The 16,829-nt window shown below is 58.9% G+C and carries 19 protein-coding genes and 1 tRNA gene; 9 read left to right on the top strand and 11 right to left on the bottom strand.

Going from position 1 to position 16,829, the window contains the following annotated elements; all coding sequences use genetic code 11:
* Positions 1 to 23: 23 nt before the first annotated feature.
* From RS694_RS07625 to RS694_RS07610, 4 genes are all read right to left on the bottom strand, one after another.
* Positions 24 to 1,088, bottom strand: a complete 1,065-nt coding sequence (locus RS694_RS07625) for a cytochrome d ubiquinol oxidase subunit II (RefSeq protein WP_037246380.1) — start codon at positions 1,086 to 1,088, stop codon at positions 24 to 26.
* Positions 1,081 to 2,415, bottom strand: coding sequence for a cytochrome ubiquinol oxidase subunit I (locus tag RS694_RS07620; RefSeq protein WP_051391662.1), 1,335 nt, complete (start codon positions 2,413 to 2,415; stop codon positions 1,081 to 1,083). Before RS694_RS07620 ends, RS694_RS07625 begins: the two co-directional genes overlap by 8 nt.
* Positions 2,402 to 2,992: a GbsR/MarR family transcriptional regulator gene (locus RS694_RS07615; protein ID WP_051391663.1), complete on the bottom strand. Its 591-nt coding sequence runs from the start codon at positions 2,990 to 2,992 to the stop codon at positions 2,402 to 2,404. The genes RS694_RS07620 and RS694_RS07615 overlap by 14 nt, the downstream gene beginning before the upstream one ends.
* A 179-nt stretch (positions 2,993 to 3,171) precedes the next feature.
* Positions 3,172 to 3,248: transfer RNA gene (locus tag RS694_RS07610), tRNA-Pro, on the bottom strand.
* A gap of 86 nt (positions 3,249 to 3,334) precedes the next feature.
* Between RS694_RS07610 and aat the strand changes: the two genes are divergently transcribed.
* Genes aat through RS694_RS07595 form a run of 3 tightly spaced genes read left to right on the top strand, consistent with a single transcriptional unit; the run spans position 3,335 to position 5,655 of the window.
* Positions 3,335 to 4,087, top strand: coding sequence for a leucyl/phenylalanyl-tRNA--protein transferase (aat, locus tag RS694_RS07605; RefSeq protein WP_029705796.1), 753 nt, complete (start codon positions 3,335 to 3,337; stop codon positions 4,085 to 4,087).
* A 10-nt stretch (positions 4,088 to 4,097) separates the two neighbouring features.
* The gene (locus tag RS694_RS07600; RefSeq protein ID WP_029705797.1) at positions 4,098 to 4,844 is read left to right on the top strand and encodes an arginyltransferase; all 747 of its coding nucleotides are present in this window, start codon (positions 4,098 to 4,100) and stop codon (positions 4,842 to 4,844) included.
* A 22-nt stretch (positions 4,845 to 4,866) separates the two neighbouring features.
* The gene (locus RS694_RS07595; protein ID WP_029705798.1) at positions 4,867 to 5,655 is read left to right on the top strand and encodes an IclR family transcriptional regulator; all 789 of its coding nucleotides are present in this window, start codon (positions 4,867 to 4,869) and stop codon (positions 5,653 to 5,655) included.
* A gap of 21 nt (positions 5,656 to 5,676) precedes the next feature.
* Here RS694_RS07595 and RS694_RS07590 read toward each other — a convergent pair whose 3' ends face one another.
* The 6 genes from RS694_RS07590 to RS694_RS07565 all read right to left on the bottom strand — a co-directional run bounded on the left by RS694_RS07590 (position 5,677) and on the right by RS694_RS07565 (position 12,845).
* A complete protein-coding gene (locus RS694_RS07590; RefSeq protein ID WP_241463835.1) occupies positions 5,677 to 6,675 on the bottom strand; it encodes a serine hydrolase in 999 nt (332 codons plus the stop codon).
* A gap of 176 nt (positions 6,676 to 6,851) precedes the next feature.
* Positions 6,852 to 8,390 (bottom strand): 2-isopropylmalate synthase, encoded by a 1,539-nt coding sequence (locus RS694_RS07585; RefSeq protein WP_029705800.1) that lies wholly within the window; start codon positions 8,388 to 8,390, stop codon positions 6,852 to 6,854.
* 21 nt (positions 8,391 to 8,411) lie between these two features.
* The gene (gene pssA, locus RS694_RS07580) at positions 8,412 to 9,257 is read right to left on the bottom strand and encodes a CDP-diacylglycerol--serine O-phosphatidyltransferase (protein WP_029705801.1); all 846 of its coding nucleotides are present in this window, start codon (positions 9,255 to 9,257) and stop codon (positions 8,412 to 8,414) included.
* A gap of 115 nt (positions 9,258 to 9,372) precedes the next feature.
* Positions 9,373 to 10,389 (bottom strand): ketol-acid reductoisomerase, encoded by a 1,017-nt coding sequence (gene ilvC / locus RS694_RS07575; RefSeq protein ID WP_029705802.1) that lies wholly within the window; start codon positions 10,387 to 10,389, stop codon positions 9,373 to 9,375.
* A gap of 22 nt (positions 10,390 to 10,411) precedes the next feature.
* Positions 10,412 to 10,903 (bottom strand): acetolactate synthase small subunit, encoded by a 492-nt coding sequence (gene ilvN / locus RS694_RS07570; protein WP_029705803.1) that lies wholly within the window; start codon positions 10,901 to 10,903, stop codon positions 10,412 to 10,414.
* A gap of 148 nt (positions 10,904 to 11,051) precedes the next feature.
* Positions 11,052 to 12,845, bottom strand: a complete 1,794-nt coding sequence (locus tag RS694_RS07565; protein WP_029705804.1) for an acetolactate synthase 3 catalytic subunit — start codon at positions 12,843 to 12,845, stop codon at positions 11,052 to 11,054.
* Between the two features lie 291 nt (positions 12,846 to 13,136).
* Here RS694_RS07565 and RS694_RS07560 point away from each other — a divergent pair, with 291 nt between their 5' ends.
* The 6 genes from RS694_RS07560 (at position 13,137) to RS694_RS07535 (ending at position 16,444) form a co-directional block, all read left to right on the top strand.
* Positions 13,137 to 13,703 carry an RNA polymerase sigma factor gene (locus RS694_RS07560; RefSeq protein ID WP_029705805.1) on the top strand — a complete coding sequence of 189 codons (567 nt, stop codon included), beginning with the start codon at positions 13,137 to 13,139 and terminating at the stop codon, positions 13,701 to 13,703.
* The gene (locus RS694_RS07555) at positions 13,700 to 14,134 is read left to right on the top strand and encodes a DUF3619 family protein (protein WP_029705806.1); all 435 of its coding nucleotides are present in this window, start codon (positions 13,700 to 13,702) and stop codon (positions 14,132 to 14,134) included. The genes RS694_RS07560 and RS694_RS07555 overlap by 4 nt, the downstream gene beginning before the upstream one ends.
* 26 nt (positions 14,135 to 14,160) lie before the next feature.
* Positions 14,161 to 14,865, top strand: a complete 705-nt coding sequence (locus tag RS694_RS07550; RefSeq protein ID WP_076069489.1) for a DUF3106 domain-containing protein — start codon at positions 14,161 to 14,163, stop codon at positions 14,863 to 14,865.
* A gap of 90 nt (positions 14,866 to 14,955) precedes the next feature.
* Positions 14,956 to 15,450: an RDD family protein gene (locus RS694_RS07545; protein ID WP_081708531.1), complete on the top strand. Its 495-nt coding sequence runs from the start codon at positions 14,956 to 14,958 to the stop codon at positions 15,448 to 15,450.
* 11 nt (positions 15,451 to 15,461) lie between these two features.
* The gene (locus RS694_RS07540) at positions 15,462 to 15,860 is read left to right on the top strand and encodes a diacylglycerol kinase (RefSeq protein ID WP_029705809.1); all 399 of its coding nucleotides are present in this window, start codon (positions 15,462 to 15,464) and stop codon (positions 15,858 to 15,860) included.
* A complete protein-coding gene (locus RS694_RS07535) occupies positions 15,857 to 16,444 on the top strand; it encodes an LOG family protein (protein ID WP_029705810.1) in 588 nt (195 codons plus the stop codon). Before RS694_RS07540 ends, RS694_RS07535 begins: the two co-directional genes overlap by 4 nt.
* 27 nt (positions 16,445 to 16,471) lie before the next feature.
* Here RS694_RS07535 and RS694_RS07530 read toward each other — a convergent pair whose 3' ends face one another.
* Positions 16,472 to 16,810 carry a P-II family nitrogen regulator gene (locus RS694_RS07530; protein ID WP_029705811.1) on the bottom strand — a complete coding sequence of 113 codons (339 nt, stop codon included), beginning with the start codon at positions 16,808 to 16,810 and terminating at the stop codon, positions 16,472 to 16,474.
* Positions 16,811 to 16,829 lie beyond the last annotated feature (19 nt).

Here is a 16,829-nt window from a genome sequence, read left to right as displayed (position 1 = left end):
TGATACCGCCCCCTCGGGGCGGCTCAGTACTTCAGCGCGGTGGATTTGCCCCAAAACACCCGGTACGCAAACACCGTGTAACCAATGATGACCGGCAGCACGACCACCGTGCCGTAGAAAATCACCATCAAGGCCTCGGGTGCACTGGCTGCGTTCCAGACCGTCAGCTTGTCCACCACCAGCCATGGAAACAGGCTGTAGGCCAGACCATAAAACGCCAGCAGAAAAATGCCCACGGTGCAGGCAAACGGCACGGCGGCGCCGTACTGGTTGTTTTGCGCCAGACGCGTGGGCAAGCGCTTCAGGCTGCGCGCAATCACCACAAACAGTGCCACTGTCATGGCAGGAATGGGCAGCAACATCACCACATTGGGAAAACTGAACCATTTGTCAAAAATGCGCTGGCTGACCCACGGTGTGGCCAGCGAAATCGCCGTCACACCCGCAGCAGTGAGCCACAGGCTGGCCTGCGCCCAGCGCACGGCCTTGAGTTGCAGCGCGCCTTCCGTCTTCATGATGAGCCAGCCCGCGCCCAGCAGACAGTAGGCGGCCACCAGGCACAGGCCGATCAGCGCATTGAACAACTGGCTGCCCCAGTCACGGGCGAAGCCCGTAACGAGGGCACCGAGCATGAAGCCCTGCGACCAACCGGCCAACAGTGAGCCCGCGTAAAACGCGCGGTCCCACAAGGGTTTGTGTTTGTCACGCGCCTTTACGCGAAAGTCAAACGCCACACCGCGCAGCGTGAGCGCCACCAGCATCAGCGCCACGGGCAAGTAGAGCGCACCCAAAATCTCGCCATGCGCCATCGGGAAGGCCACCAGCAACACGCCCACGCCCAGCACCAACCAGGTCTCATTGGCATCCCAAAACGGGCCAATGCTGGCGATCATGGTGTCCTTTTGTTCGGCGTTGTCGGCCCGGCGCAGCAACACGCCCACGCCCAGGTCGTAGCCATCCAGAATCACATAGGCCAGCATGGCCAGCGCCATCACCAGTGCGAACACCAGTGGCAGCCAGCCAGCGGGCTGGGTCAGGTCGGGGATTACGAGCAGGTTCGCTGCAAGTGTGTTGGTTGCATCAAGCATGGGCCACCTCCGGCAATATGGGTTGTGGAACGCTGGCCTTGCGCGCCAGATAAAACAGCACACTCACATAGGACGTGAGCAATACGGCGTACAGGCTCAGGTACATCACCAGCGTGAAAGCGATGTTGCCCGCGGGTATCTTGGAAGCCGCTTGCGCAGCCGTCAGCACGCCTTGCACCAGCCAGGGCTGGCGGCCAATCTCGGTCACATACCAGCCAGCAATCAGTGCCACCCAGCCGGCAAAGGTCATGCCCACCAGCACGCGCAACAGCCAGGTGCTGACCGCGCCTTTGCGCACTTGCCACGCGCCCAACCAACTTACCGCCAACATCAGCAGGCCCACGCCCACCATGGTGCGAAAGGCGAAGAAAACGGGTGCCACCGGCGGGTGCTGGTCACCGAATTCCTTAATGCCTTTGATCTCACCGTTGATGTCATGCGTCAGATAAAACGACGCGAGCTTGGGTATGGCAATCTCGTACTTGTTTGTCTGGGTGGCCTTGTCAGGCCATGCCAATAACACGGCGGGCGCGCCTTTTTGCGTTTCCCAAATGCCTTCCATGGCGGCAATCTTGGCAGGCTGGTGGTGCAAGGTATTCAGGCCATGGAGGTCACCCACCACGATTTGCAGCGGAATCAATACAGCCGCCACATACAGCCCCGTGCGCAGCGAGGCCTGCACGGCCTTGCCTCTGTCGCCTTTGAGCCAGCGGTAGGCCGACAGGCCCGCAAGCAGAAAGGCCACGGTAAGACCCGAGGCAATCAGCATGTGTGTCAGGCGGTACGGGAACGACGGGTTGAAGATCACTTCCAGCCAGCTTGTCACATGCGCCTTGCCGTCGATCATCACAAAACCGGTGGGCGTGTGCATCCAGGAGTTGAGCGCCAGAATCCAGAAAGCCGACATGGTGGTGCCAAACGCTACGAGAAACGTGGCCATGGTGTGCACCCGTTCGCTCACGCGCCCGCGGCCAAACAGCATGATGCCCAGCATCGTGGCTTCCAGGAAGAATGCCGTCAGCACCTCATACGCCAGCAGCGGCCCGGCGACATTGCCAACGGTGTTCATGAAGCCCGGCCAGTTGGTGCCAAACTGAAAACTCATGGTGATGCCGCTGACCACGCCCAACGCAAAGGTCAACGCAAACACCTTGACCCAGAACTGGTAGGCGTCCATCCAATGTTGCTGGCCGGTAGCCGTGAAACGTGTCTTGAAGAACAGCAGTACCCAGCCCATGGCAATGCTGATGGTGGGAAACAGGATGTGGAACGTCATGTTGGCCGCAAACTGGATGCGGGCCAGCACGATGGGGTCAAAGCTGTCCATGGTCGGCTCCTTCGGTACTGGGCTTGGCGGGGGTGAACACACTCTTCACCCGGTCTTTCATCTCGAGCAGTTTTTGCACTTTAGCCCCCATCTGCATCAGGCTGGCCAGTGTTTCCGAGTCCATCTTCTGCACATCGTCCAGCCAGTCGGTCATCAGCTCAATGAAGGCGTGCATCTGTTTCATGCGCGCCTGTGCATGGATGTCTTCGGCCACGCTGGGTTGCTCCATCAGTGCGTCGCGCAGCATCGACAGAGTGGGATCAATTTCCCGCTTGCGCCGCTCATTGGCCAGCGTGCGGAAGATGGCCCACACGTCTTCGGGGGCCTGAAAGTACTCGCGCCGGTCGTTGGGCTGGTGAATCAGTCGCACCAGATTCCACGACTGAAGCTCCTTGAGCCCCATGCTCACGTTGGAGCGGGAAAACGCCAGCGCCTCCCCGATCTCATCCGCATTGAGGGGTTTGGCCGACACATAGAGCAGTGCGTAAATCTGCCCCACCGTGCGGTTGATACCCCAGCGGCTGCCCATTTCGCCAAAGTGCAGCACAAAGCGCTGGGTGAGCGGTGGTAAGTTCATGGCGACTCCATTTCCTGTAGTTTCAGTATTTTCTGAAATTACAGGAAACTTCGCCAGCCAATAAATGATCCCTGATCCAGATCAAGGGTTATTGCTTGTGTAGGAAGTTGCTAAAAGGCAAGCCTTTGGAATCCAAAGGCACAAAAAGAAATGCCAATGACGGTGCATTGGCAAAAAAATGGTCGGGGCGGTGGGATTCGAACTCACGACCCTCTGCTCCCAAAGCAGATGCGCTACCAGGCTGCGCTACGCCCCGACAGCTGGTATTCTAACCTCTCCAAATGGGCTCTTTCGGGGTCCGCAAAATTTTTTGCAATTTCACCCTTCTCGCAATCCTCCTCCATGTCATCTTCCCAAGGTCTTTACCTTCCCTGGATGGAGCCCGGCCACCCGTTTCCGCCGCCCGACCGTGCGTGGAATGTAGAGTCGGACGCGCCCGGTCTACTGGCCGCAGGCGGAGATCTGGAAGTATCCACGCTGTGCAAAGCATATGCACAGGGCATCTTTCCCTGGTTCAGCGATGGGCAACCGATTCTTTGGTGGAGCCCCGATCCGCGCATGGTGCTCACGGTTGCCGATTTCAAGCTGCACCGCTCCCTGCGCAAAAAGCTGCTGCGCTTTCGTGACGACGTGCAGTGTGAAATCCGCATTGACTCGGCCTTTGCACAGGTCATCGCGGCGTGTGCCGGCACACAACGCAAAGGCGCACCCGGTACCTGGATCGTGCCGGACATGGTGCAGGCCTATACCGACCTGCACGCGGCGGGCCACGCCCACAGCGTGGAAGCCTGGATTGGGGGTGAGTTGGTCGGCGGGCTGTATTGTGTCTCTCTGGGACGCGCCGTGTTTGGCGAGTCGATGTTCACACGGGTGCCAGATGCCTCCAAGATAGCGCTCGCCGCGCTGGTGGCGTTTTGCCGACACCACGGCATTGCACGGATTGACTGCCAGCAAAACACCCGGCATCTGGCCTCACTGGGCGCCGCAGAAATGCCGCGCAGTGTTTTTGTGGAGGCGGTACAGCAGGCCCTGAAGGAACCCGCCCCCCAGTGGCACTTTGACCCCCTATACTGGAAACCTGTTTTGTCTGCCTGAAGCGTCCTCCATGACAGACCTCAAAGACCTACCGCTGCAAACACTGCAGTTTTACGCCACAGCGCCGTACGAGTGCAGCTATCTGCCCAACCGTCAGGCCCGCTCGCAGGTCGCGACGCCCAGCCATCTGATCAACAACTCGGCCTATTCAGAGCTCGTTGCCAAAGGGTTTCGCCGCAGCGGCATGTTCACCTACCGCCCGTATTGCGATGGCTGCCAGGCCTGCACCCCGTTGCGGGTGGAAGCCGCTGGGTTCACACCGACCCGCAGCCAACGCCGCGCCTGGAGCCGCCATGGTGGACTGACCGTTCGGGTGCTCAAACTGGGCTTTGTCGCAGAGCACTATGCGCTGTACCTGCGCTACCAGAACAGCCGCCACGCCGGCGGCGGCATGGATGAAGACAGCGTGGACCAGTACACGCAGTTCCTGCTGCAAAGCCGGGTCAATTCCCGCCTGGTGGAGTTTCGCGAAACCACAGCCGATGGCTCGGAAGGTCCGCTCAAGATGGTCTCCATCCTGGACGTTCTGGACGACGGCATCTCCGCGGTTTATACGTTTTTCGAACCCGATGAAAAGGCCAGCTATGGCACTTTCAATGTGCTGTGGCAAATTCACCAGGCGCGCCAATTGGGGTTGGCCTATGTGTACCTGGGCTACTGGATAGAAGACAGTCCCAAGATGAGTTACAAGGCGGGCTTCACCCCCATGCAGATACTGACCCACGGACAGTGGAGCGCTCCGGGCCGCGCAAGCTAAGATACACCCGAAGATTGCCACCATGACCAAAAAAGATCCAGACGCCCCCAACACACCTACCGTTCAAGTCATCGAGCGCATGTTCACGCTGATGGATGTGCTGGCGTCGCGCGAAGAGGCCATCAGCCTCAAGGAAATCAGCGAAAAAGCCGGGCTACACCCCTCTACGGCGCACCGCATCCTCAACGACCTGGCTACCGGCCGGTTTGTGGACCGTCCTCAGGCCGGCACATACCGTCTGGGCATGCGTCTGCTGGAATTGGGCAATATGGTCAAGGGCCGACTCAATGTGCGTGACGCTGCGCTGGCCCCGATGCGCGAACTGCACCGACTGATCCAGCAGCCGGTCAACCTGAGCATGCGCCAGGGCGACGAAATCATCTATGTGGAGCGCGCCTACAGCGAGCGCTCCGGCATGCAGGTGGTGCGTGCCATTGGTGGCCGTGCGCCTTTGCATCTGACATCCGTGGGGAAACTGTTCCTCGCGGCAGATGACCCGCAACGCATCCGCGCCTATGCCACACGCACGGGCTTGCAAGGACACACAAAAAACAGCATTACCTCGCTGGACCATCTGGAACGTGAGTTGTCCAAGGTGCGCCAGTACGGGCAAGCCAGTGATAACGAGGAGCTGGAGCTGGGGGTGCGCTGCATGGCTGCAGGCATTTACGATGACCAGTCCAAACTGGTCGCCGGGCTGTCGATTTCGGCGCCGTCAGGACGCCTGGAAGACGAGTGGCTGCCCAAGTTGAAGGAGACCGCGCGTCAGATCTCCGAGACGCTGGGGCACAAACCGGGTGCCAATCGCTAGCACCCCGGAAATTCGGTTCGTCTAGACCTTCGGGGCAGCTTCGTTGCTGGCCAGCGGAGACACTTTGGGCGCCACCGGGATGGACTCCACCCAGCGCCGAACACGCTCGGCATCGCCCAAGCGACTGAACTTGCCTGCTGAATCCAGGAAAACCATGATGATCTTGCGACCAGCCACCTTGGCTTGCATCACGAGGCATTGGCCTGCTTCGGAGATATAACCAGTTTTCTGCAGACCAATCTCCCACGCAGGGTTCTTCACCAGGCGATTGGTGTTGTTGTACTGCAAGGTCCGGCGGCCCACTGCGACTTGGTACCCGGTGGAAGTGGAGTACTCACGCAACGTAGCGTCACCATAGGCATAGTTCACCAGAGTGGCAAGATCCCGTGCGCTGGACTGGTTTTTGCTGGAGAGCCCGGTGGGCTCCACATAACGGGTGTCATGCATGCCCAGCATCTTGGCCTTGGCATTCATGAGGCTGACAAACGTCGCCAAGCCGCCCGGATACGTACGACCCAAGGCATGGGCCGCACGGTTTTCGCTGGCCATCAACGCGAGGTGCAGCAGCTCGCCGCGGCTCAACTCAGTGCCTACGCTCAAACGAGAACTACTGCCCTTTTCCGTATCAACATCAGCCTGCGAGACGGCAATGACTTCATCCATCGGGAGCTTCGCCTCACTGATAAGCACACCTGTCATCAGTTTGGTAATCGAAGCGATGGGCAATACCGCCGATTCGTTCTTGCTGAAAAGCACTTCATGGGTGTCCTGGTCCATCACCAGAGCCACGCTGGACTTGAGGTCGAGGGCGTCGTGTGCGCCATGCAATCCAGCCATCTGACCAAAAGAAAGTTTTGCAGGTGCGCTCACCATGCGGATAGAGGCGCGCTTGCGGACAGCGACTTTGACTTTCTTGGCGGGCGGTGCCCGTTTGACGGACGCCTTGCTTGCGCTGGCGGACTGGCGTTTCGCGGTGGCAGCATTTACAGGCGCCAAGGCCAGCAAGCTTGCAATACCCACAACCCAGCAAAGAAAAGTAGCTTTTTTCAAATCGAATCCCAACGGTTTGACGGGAAGGAGGCCTGCAATATCGGCGCAATCCAAGCCTAATGGGCAGAGTTTAAACAAAAAAACCGCGCAAGATCAACTACTTGCGCGGTAAAGTTCAACAAATTTATTGCTGATAGGTATAAACCCTAGCCTTGCGCGGCTACGCGATCAGCTTTGCTCTGTAACTTGTTGAGCGCGCTCAGGTATGCCTTGGCTGAGGCGACAACGATGTCTGGATCTGCCCCCACACCATTGACCACGCGACCACTGTTTTGCAACCGTACCGTCACCTCACCCTGGCTTTCCGTGGACCCGCTGATAGCGTTGACAGAATACAACACCATCTCCGCGCCGCTTTTGACATGGGCTTCGATGGCCTTGAGAGAGGCATCCACCGGGCCGTTACCTTCCGAGCTGCTTTTGACTTCCTTGCCGTCCATGGTGAACACGATGGCCGCCTGTGGGCGCTCACCGGTTTCACTGTGCTGCGACAAAGACACGAAACCAAACTGCTCTTTGTCGTCGGACACACTTTCGTCACTGACCAAGGCCAGAATGTCTTCGTCAAAAATTTCGCTTTTGCGGTCTGCCAACTCCTTGAACCGGGCGAACGCGGCATTGACTTCCGTTTCACTCTCCAGCTGCACACCCAACTCCTGCAAGCGCTGCTTGAACGCGTTGCGACCACTGAGCTTGCCCAGCACGATTTTGTTGGCCGTCCAGCCCACGTCTTCGGCACGCATGATTTCGTAGGTGTCACGCGCCTTGAGCACGCCGTCTTGGTGAATGCCGGACGCGTGCGCAAAGGCATTCGCCCCCACCACCGCCTTATTGGGCTGCACGACAAAGCCGGTGGTCTGGCTCACCATGCGGCTGGCGGCGAGGATGTGCTTGGCATCAATGCCAAGTTCCAATCCGAAATAGTCCTTGCGGGTTTTGACCGCCATGACGATTTCTTCAAGGCTGCAATTGCCGGCCCGTTCGCCCAGGCCATTGATGGTGCACTCCACCTGGCGTGCGCCGCCGATCTTTACACCCGCCAGCGAGTTGGCAACCGCCATGCCCAGGTCATTGTGGCAATGCACCGACCAGATGGCCTTGTCCGAATTGGGGATGCGTTCACGCAAAGTCTTGATGAATTCGCCATACAGCTCGGGGATGGCATAACCCACGGTGTCGGGCACATTGATGGTGGTGGCACCTTCGTTGATCACCGCCTCCAGTACACGACACAAGAAATCAGGGTCGCTGCGGTATCCGTCTTCGGGACTGAACTCGATATCTGCCACCAGATTGCGCGCAAAACGCACCGACTGCTTGGCCTGCTCAAACACCTGGTCGGGTGTCATGCGCAGCTTCTTTTCCATATGCAAGGCAGAGGTCGCGATGAAGGTGTGGATGCGTGCATTGTTAGCGCCCTTGAGCGCTTCTGCTGCGCGCGAAATATCACGGTCATTGGCCCGCGACAGCGAGCAAATGGTGGAGTCCTTGATAGTGTTGGCGATCAACTGCACCGCCTCAAAATCCCCGTTGGAACTGGCCGCAAATCCTGCTTCAATGACGTCCACTTTCAGACGCTCCAACTGGCGTGCAATGCGCAGCTTTTCGTCACGGGTCATGGAGGCGCCAGGAGACTGCTCTCCATCACGCAACGTGGTGTCAAAAATAATCAGTTTGTCAGCCATACCAGTTCTCCTGTCTTCCAATCACATGTGCAAGCCGCGCTCTTCGGGCTCATCCGTTGACGTGCTGATCACGCTGGTGCGCACCCCGCGCGCCCGGCGTACCACGTACACCACATAACCACTCAGGCCGTACACAACAAACACGCCAAACATTACGGTCGGCGGATCGATGTTGATGACAGCAATGCCCAGCGCAATCAGCACGATCACGGCAAAGGGCACGCTCTTCTTCATGCTCACGTCCTTGAAGCTGTAGAACGGCACGTTGGTAACCATGGTCAGCCCCGCATACAAGGCGAGCGCAAACATCACCCATGGCACGGACAGCGCAAAGACTCCAAACTCCAACACGCCGGTTCCCTTCAGACCACTTTCTGTGAGCAACCAGATGAAGCCGGCGACCAAGGCCGCAGCGGCGGGTGACGGCAAACCCTGGAAGTAGCGCTTGTCCACCACCGTCGTATTCACATTGAAGCGCGCAAGGCGCAGCGCTGCACAGGCGCAGTACACAAAGGAAGCAATCCAGCCCCAGCGACCCAGGCCCTGTAACGCCCACACATAGGAAATGATGGCTGGCGCTGCACCGAAAGACACCATGTCAGACAGCGAATCCATTTGCTCGCCAAATGCACTTTGCGTATTGGTCATACGTGCAACACGGCCATCCAGGCTGTCCAGTACCATCGCGCAAAAAATGCCTACGGCAGCCTGATCAAAGCGACCATTGATGGCCATAACGATTGCGTAAAACCCACCAAACAGGGCTGCAAGCGTGAACAGATTCGGCAACACATAGATGCCTTTGCGACGTTTTCGCAGCACCTCACCCTCTTGTGGCGTTGGCATTGATTCAGATCCATCGTGCATAAATTCTCCTTGCGCTTACAGCTGCCAGTGTAAGTCAGCCGCCACCATATATTGACTAAGCGCCAGCAACAACAAGGGCCACCGAAGTGGCCCTTGTCAACACGCCGTAGGCGTATTAGTTGCGGGTCTGGTCAACCAGCTTGTTCTTCGCAATCCAGGGCATCATGGCGCGCAGCTTGGCGCCCACAACTTCGATGGAGTGTTCAGAAGTCAGACGGCGGCGCGCGGTCATGCTGGGGTAGCCGGTGCGGCCTTCCAGAATGAACATCTTCGCGTATTCGCCAGTCTGGATGCGCTTCAGGGCGTTGCGCATGGCAACGCGGGATTCGGCGTTGATCACTTCAGGGCCGGTCACGTACTCACCATACTCCGCGTTGTTGGAGATGGAGTAGTTCATGTTGGCAATGCCGCCTTCGTAGATCAGGTCAACGATGAGCTTGAGCTCGTGCAGGCATTCGAAGTAAGCCATTTCAGGGGCGTAGCCGGCTTCCACCAGGGTTTCGTAACCCATCTTGATCAGCTCAACGGCACCACCGCACAGGACGGCTTGTTCGCCGAACAAGTCGGTTTCGGTTTCTTCCTTGAAGTTGGTTTCAATGATGCCGGCCTTGCCGCCACCGTTGGCCATCGCGTAGGACAGGGCCAGGTCACGGGCCTTGCCGGTCTTGTCCTGGTGCACTGCCACCAGGTGGGGCACGCCGCCACCTTGGGTGTAGGTATTGCGCACGGTGTGGCCAGGCGCCTTGGGAGCGACCATCCACACGTCCAGATCGGCACGTGGCACGACCTGGTTGTAGTGCACGTTAAAACCGTGGGCGAAGGCCAGCGAAGCGCCTTGCTTGATGTTGGGTTCGACGTTGTTCTTGTACACGCCAGCGATGTCTTCATCGGGCAACAGGATCATGACCACGTCAGCAGCCTTGACCGCGTCGTTGACTTCCAGCACGTTCAGGCCGGCCTTGCCAACCTTGTCCCAGGAGGCGCCACCTTTGCGCAGACCAACCACGACCTTCACGCCGCTGTCGTTCAGATTCTGTGCATGGGCATGGCCCTGGCTGCCGTAACCAATGATCGCAACGGTCTTGCCCTTGATCAGGCTCAGATCGCAGTCCTTGTCGTAAAAAACCTTCATTTTCTCTCTCCGTTGTAAAAAATTAAACTCTCAAAATCCGTTCACCGCGGCCCACGCCGCTGGAACCCGTGCGTACGGTTTCCAGAATCGCGGCGCGTTCAATGGCCTCCAGAAACGCGTCGTTCTTCGATTGGTCGCCCGTCAACTCAATCGTGTAGCTCTTCTCCGTGACATCGATGATGCGACCCCGGAATATATCTGCCATGCGCTTCATCTCTTCGCGCTCCTTGCCCACCGCACGCACCTTGACCATCATGAGCTCGCGCTCGATGTAAGCGCCTTCGGTCAGGTCCACCACCTTGACCACTTCGATCAGGCGGTTCAGGTGCTTGGTGATTTGTTCAATGACGTCATCCGACCCGGAGGTCTGAATCGTCATGCGCGACAGGGTGGGGTCTTCGGTGGGAGCCACCGTCAGGGATTCAATGTTGTAACCACGGGCTGAAAAAAGGCCCACAACGCGGGAAAGAGCCCCAGGCTCGTTTTCCAGCAAAACTGCAATGATGTGTTTCATGGATAGATTCCTCTTTTCGTTGCCCTCCCCCTGTGGCGGTAACCACAGGGCTTGGCAAACAATAGATTCGTCAAAAGTTAAAGTGAAGGAATGCTATATTTTCAATAGCTGGTTGCGCATATTCCACGCGGGCTAGAGGCCTTTTTTATTAAAGATCCTCACTCCCCAGCAGCATTTCGGTAATGCCCTTGCCGGCCTGCACCATGGGGAACACGTTCTCCGTGGGGTCGGTCCGGAAGTCCATGAATACCGTGCGGTCCTTGAGTTTGCGGGCTTCGCGCAATGCGGGCTCCACATCGCCCGGCTTTTCGATCAGCATGCCGACGTGACCGTAAGCCTCGGCCAACTTGACGAAGTTGGGCAGCGCGTCCATGTAGCTGTGGCTATAGCGGCCTTCGTACTCCACCTCTTGCCACTGGCGCACCATACCGAGGTAGCGGTTGTTCAACGAGCAGATCTTGATCGGCGTGTTGTACTGCAGGCAGGTCGAGAGCTCCTGGATGTTCATCTGCACCGAGCCTTCGCCGGTGATACAGAACACTTCGCTGTCCGGCTTGGCGAGCTTGATGCCCATGGCGTAGGGAATGCCCACGCCCATGGTGCCCAGACCACCGGAGTTGATCCAGCGGCGTGGCTCGTCAAACTTGTAGTACTGCGCGGCCCACATCTGGTGCTGGCCCACGTCCGACGTGATGTAGGTGTCCACGTCCTTGGTCATGTTCCACAGTGTTTCCACCACGTACTGGGGCTTGATCACGTCGCCCTTGCCCATGCCGTACTTCATGCAATCGCGACTGCGCCAGCCTTCGATGGTGTCCCACCAGGCGCCCAAGGCGTTGGCATCGGGTTTGACGCTGCCTTCGCGGATCATGGCGATCATCTCGAGCAGCACGTCTTTGACGTCGCCCACGATCGGAATGTCGACCTTGACGCGCTTGGAAATGCTCGACGGGTCAATGTCGATATGGATGATCTTGCGTTCGTTCTGCGCAAAGTGTTTGGGGTTGCCAATCACGCGGTCGTCAAAACGGGCGCCAACGGCCAGCAACACGTCGCAGTTCTGCATCGCGTTGTTGGCTTCCACCGTGCCGTGCATGCCCAGCATGCCCAGGAACTTGCGGTCGCTGGCGGGGTAAGCGCCCAAGCCCATCAGGGTGTTGGTGCAGGGGTAACCCAACATGTCCACCAGGGTGCGCAGCTCTGCAGAGGCATTGCTCAGCAGCACACCACCGCCGGTGTAGATATAGGGGCGCTTGGCCGCCAACAGCAGCTGCAGGGCCTTGCGGATCTGCCCGCCGTGGCCTTTGCGCACCGGGTTGTAGGAGCGCATTTCCACCGTTTCGGGGTAGCCGTGGTACGGAACCTTCTTGAAGGACACGTCCTTGGGGATATCCACCACCACAGGGCCGGGGCGGCCGGTGCGCGCAATGTGGAACGCTTTTTTCATGACCTCGGCCATGTCCTTGGCGTCCTTGACCAGGAAGTTGTGTTTCACGATGGGGCGGGTGATACCCACGGTGTCGCATTCCTGGAAGGCATCCAGGCCGATGGCGTGGGTGGGCACCTGCCCACTGATGATCACCATGGGAATGCTGTCCATGTACGCCGTGGCAATACCGGTGACCGCATTGGTCAGACCGGGGCCGGAAGTGACAAGCGCAACACCCACATCGCCGGTAGCACGGGCATAACCGTCGGCCGCGTGGACCGCAGCCTGCTCATGGCGCACCAATACGTGCTGAATCGTGTCTTGTTTGTAGAAAGCGTCGTAAATGTGCAGTACCGCACCGCCGGGATAACCCCAGACGTACTTGACGTTTTCGGCCTGAAGGGCCTTGATGAGAACTTCCGCCCCGCGCAATTCGAGGGGAACAGACGTTGACGCGTGTTGTTTGCTGCTGGCAGCATGCGCCGAAGCGATTTCGGCTTTTGAAATTTCCATGATGAACCTTTGTGAATTTCTCTAACGAAAAACCTTGGGTGCCCCTTCACAAACCCTTGTGGGGCCGCGTCAGGACTTAAGACCAAAACCATAAGCGCATTGAATGCTGCGCCGAGTCATGACCCGTTTGCCTTTTGATGTGCAAAGCGCATTATCGCACTGGTCTGGCCCGTTTTGCGCTGCAGCATCCGGAAAATGCAGGCACCAATGCCATAATCCGACACCCCATGGCAGGCACAGCGCCTCCTTTTGGGCACTGTGCATACCGATCACGACCCTGGCTGACCCCACTTGGCATCCGAACGCGAACTCTCCGAATTCCTGAAAAGTGTCGAACGACGCGCTTTCAAGCGCTCGGTCTACCACGTTCGCAACGACGAGGCGGCATTGGACATCGTTCAGGACAGCATGATGAAGCTGGCCGAACACTATGGCCACAAATCGGTCGAAGAGCTGCCCATGCTGTTCCAGCGCATCCTGTCCAACTGCACGCTGGACTGGTTTCGCCGGCAAAAAACGCAAAATGCCCTGTTCTCCAACATGGGGGACTTTGAAAATGCCAATGACGATGGCGATTTTGATTTGTTGGAGGCGGTACACGCCTCCAACAATCCAGAGCAAAATGAGAGCGCAGAAACGCACACAGAGCGGGCACAGACCTTGCGGGAGATCGAAACAGAGATTGGACAGCTTCCAGCACGTCAACGCGAAGCCTTTCTGATGCGTTATTGGGAAGAGATGGATGTTGCCGAGACCGCTGCGGCAATGGGCTGCTCACAGGGCAGCGTCAAAACGCACTGCTCCAGAGCGGTGCACGCCCTCGCAAAAGCACTGACGGCAAAGGGAATACGACTATGACAAACGCGCAAACACCCCAAAGCAATGGCTACCAGGACTCGCTGGGGCGTAATATTGCCGCCCGCCTGTCGGCATCCACGGACAACCTGCCCCACGATATTTCCGAGCGACTGAAGGCTGCACGCATGCAGGCCCTGGCCAAGCGCAAGGTCGTCAAACTCCAGGCGGCCAGTTCCACCGTCGTCATGGGCAATGGTTCGGCCACGCTGGGCTTGGGCGGCGGATTTTCCGGCTTCAAGGCCTGGTTCGCGTCTGTTATTCCTCTGCTGGCACTGGTGGGCGGACTCCTGGCGATTGCCGTGTTTGAAGAAAACAGCCGCGCGCAAGAGCTGGCGGACGTAGATGTTGAGCTTTTGACCGGTGATCTCCCTCCTGCGGCCTACACAGACCCTGGGTTTGCACAATTCCTGCGCCTGAACCAGAGCAACTGACTGCCTCTCGCATTTCGACCATCTGCATGCCAACTCTTGCGACTTCCAGGGTAGCCCCCACTCTCACACAGGCCCTGCCACTGCGCGGTCTGCTGATTGGCGTGGCCTGCCTGTTCGCCATGCAAGGTGCGTTGTGGGCACAAACCAAGGCCACACCTGCCACCGCAACCGCGCCAACCGTACTGCCAGGCACAGGGCCCTCCGCCCCCACATGGGCTGAGTTGTCGGGTGCCCAGCGCCAGTCTTTGGCTCCTTTGGCAAGCAACTGGGACAGTCTGGGTGCAGGGCAGCGGCGCAAATGGATTGCGTTGGCCCAAAACTACCCCGTGATGGCCGCGCCCGATAAAGAGAAGCTGCACAGCCGCATGGCCGAATGGGCTGCGCTGAAACCCAAAGACCGGGAAATGGCGCGCCTGAATTTCGCACAGACCAAGAAAATTGCCCCGTCCGACCGCGCAGCCAACTGGGAGGCTTACCAAGCCCTGAGCCCGGAAGAAAAGAAAAAACTGGCAGAAGGCAGCGCCAAGAAGCCTGTGGGTGCCGCCGTGGCGGTCAAACCCGTATCCGCCAGCAAACTGGCCAAGGTGCCTGTCACCCGCCACACGCCGGAGACCGAACGCGCCTTGGCCACTTCCAAACAAGGTGTGGATCGCAACACCTTACTGCCCCAGCGCCCCCAGACAGCGGCCGTTCTGCCTGCACCGACAAACGACGTCGAGCCTGCCAATTAGCCCTTCACTGGTCGGAGATAGCGCCAGAGGCGTCCCCTACAATGCGTGGTCGCCGAAAACCGGCCTAAACCGGGGCCCGAGCCCCACGCAATGCAGAACGAATTGATCACCCCGAGTTTGTGGCGCCGCATGGCCTCCTGGATGTATGAAGGCCTGCTCCTTTTTGGCGTGGTTTTTATTGCCGGCTACCTCTTCGGCACCCTGAGCCAGACCCGCAACGCCATGGACAACCGGCACGCCCTGCAGGCCTTTCTGTTTGTCGTCTTTGGTATCTACTTTGTCTGGTTCTGGGCCAAAGGACAGACCCTGGCCATGAAAACCTGGAATATCCGCGTAGTGGACCGCCACGGCATGCCCATCACCCAAAAACGCGCCCTGGGCCGCTACATCCTGAGCTGGCTCTGGCTTCTGCCTCCCCTCGTCGCCATTGCACCCTTCCAGTTGAGCGGTCCAGAAACGGCGGTGATCCTGATCGGCTGGGTCGCCGTCTGGGCGCTGCTCGCCCGCTTTCATCCGCAAGGCCAGTTCTGGCACGACGTCTGGGCCGGTACCCGGTTGGTGCATTCGCTCCCGTTGAGCCGCTGATACATCCCCCCATGCATTCGAACCTCCGCTCCGCAACCGTCAATCCGCAAAAGGACCGCAAGGGCTTCTCCCGCATGTGGCATGCCACCGGTTACTCCATGGCCGGGCTGCGCGCAGGCTGGGGCGAGACCGCCTTTCGCCAGGAAAGCCTGGCCGCCATGGTGCTGATCCCCGTGTCGCTCTGGCTCGGTGGCAACTGGGTCGAAACCGCGCTACTGGCTGGCAGTGTGGTTCTGGTGATGGTGGTGGAACTGCTCAACACCGCGGTAGAAACCGCCATCGACCGCGTAGGCCCCGAATGGCATGACCTGTCCAAACGGGCCAAAGACATGGGCAGCGCCGCCGTGCTGCTGAGCCTGTTGCTGTGCCTGGGTATCTGGGCTGCAGCGCTTTACCAACGATTTGTATGACCCAACCTGCTTTCTCCCTTTGCGTCTACTGTGGCTCGCGCCCCGGAGCAGACCCGGCTTTCACCCAAACGGCGCGTGAGGTCGGCACCTGGATTGCCGAGCGCGGCGGCCAACTGGTCTACGGTGGCGGCAACAACGGGCTCATGGGCACGGTCGCAGACGCGGTGCTGGAAGCCGGTGGGCGCGTGGTCGGCATCATCCCCAAGGCACTGGTGGAACGCGAATGGGCCAACCGTAGCTGCACGGAGCTGCACATCGTGGAAAACATGCACGAGCGCAAACGCATGATGGCCGAGCGGGCCGATGCCTTTTTGGCATTACCCGGCGGCATCGGCACATTTGAAGAGCTGTTTGAAGTCTGGACTTGGCGCCAGCTGGCCTACCATGACAAGCCCATCGGCATTCTCAATACCGCAGGCTACTACCAGGGGATGATGGATTTCCTGGCCACGTCCGTGAAGCAAGGCTTCCTGGGGGATTGGCAGATGGGCCTGGTGCAGGTGTCTGACCAGGTACCTACCCTGTTGCAGGACCTGGTGCAGGCAGCAGGCTTTGCGCCTGCCACCCGTCTGGACCAGATCTAAACGCTCCCAACGCGTGGCCCGGGCGGCTCAGACCGCCGACTCGTCCTGCTCACCGGTGCGGATGCGCACCACGCGCTCCACGCTGGTCACGAAAATCTTGCCGTCACCGATCTTGCCGGTGTGTGCCGCCTTGACGATGGCATCCACGCAGCGGTCCACGTCGTCGGTCTTGACGACCACTTCGACCTTCACCTTGGGCAAGAAATCCACCACGTATTCGGCACCGCGGTACAGCTCGGTGTGGCCCTTCTGGCGGCCAAAACCCTTGACTTCGGTCACGGTCAGGCCTGTCACGCCACAGTCTGCCAGTGCTTCACGGACTTCTTCGAGTTTGAACGGTTTGACGATGGCGGTAATTTGTTTCATCAGGATTCCAGATTAAAGG

It is taken from the genome of Rhodoferax saidenbachensis (genome assembly GCF_001955715.1).
Lineage (GTDB): Bacteria > Pseudomonadota > Gammaproteobacteria > Burkholderiales > Burkholderiaceae_C > Allorhodoferax > Allorhodoferax saidenbachensis.
Note: the sequence above shows the minus strand (reverse complement) of the source record. Positions and strands in the feature narration are given on the sequence as shown.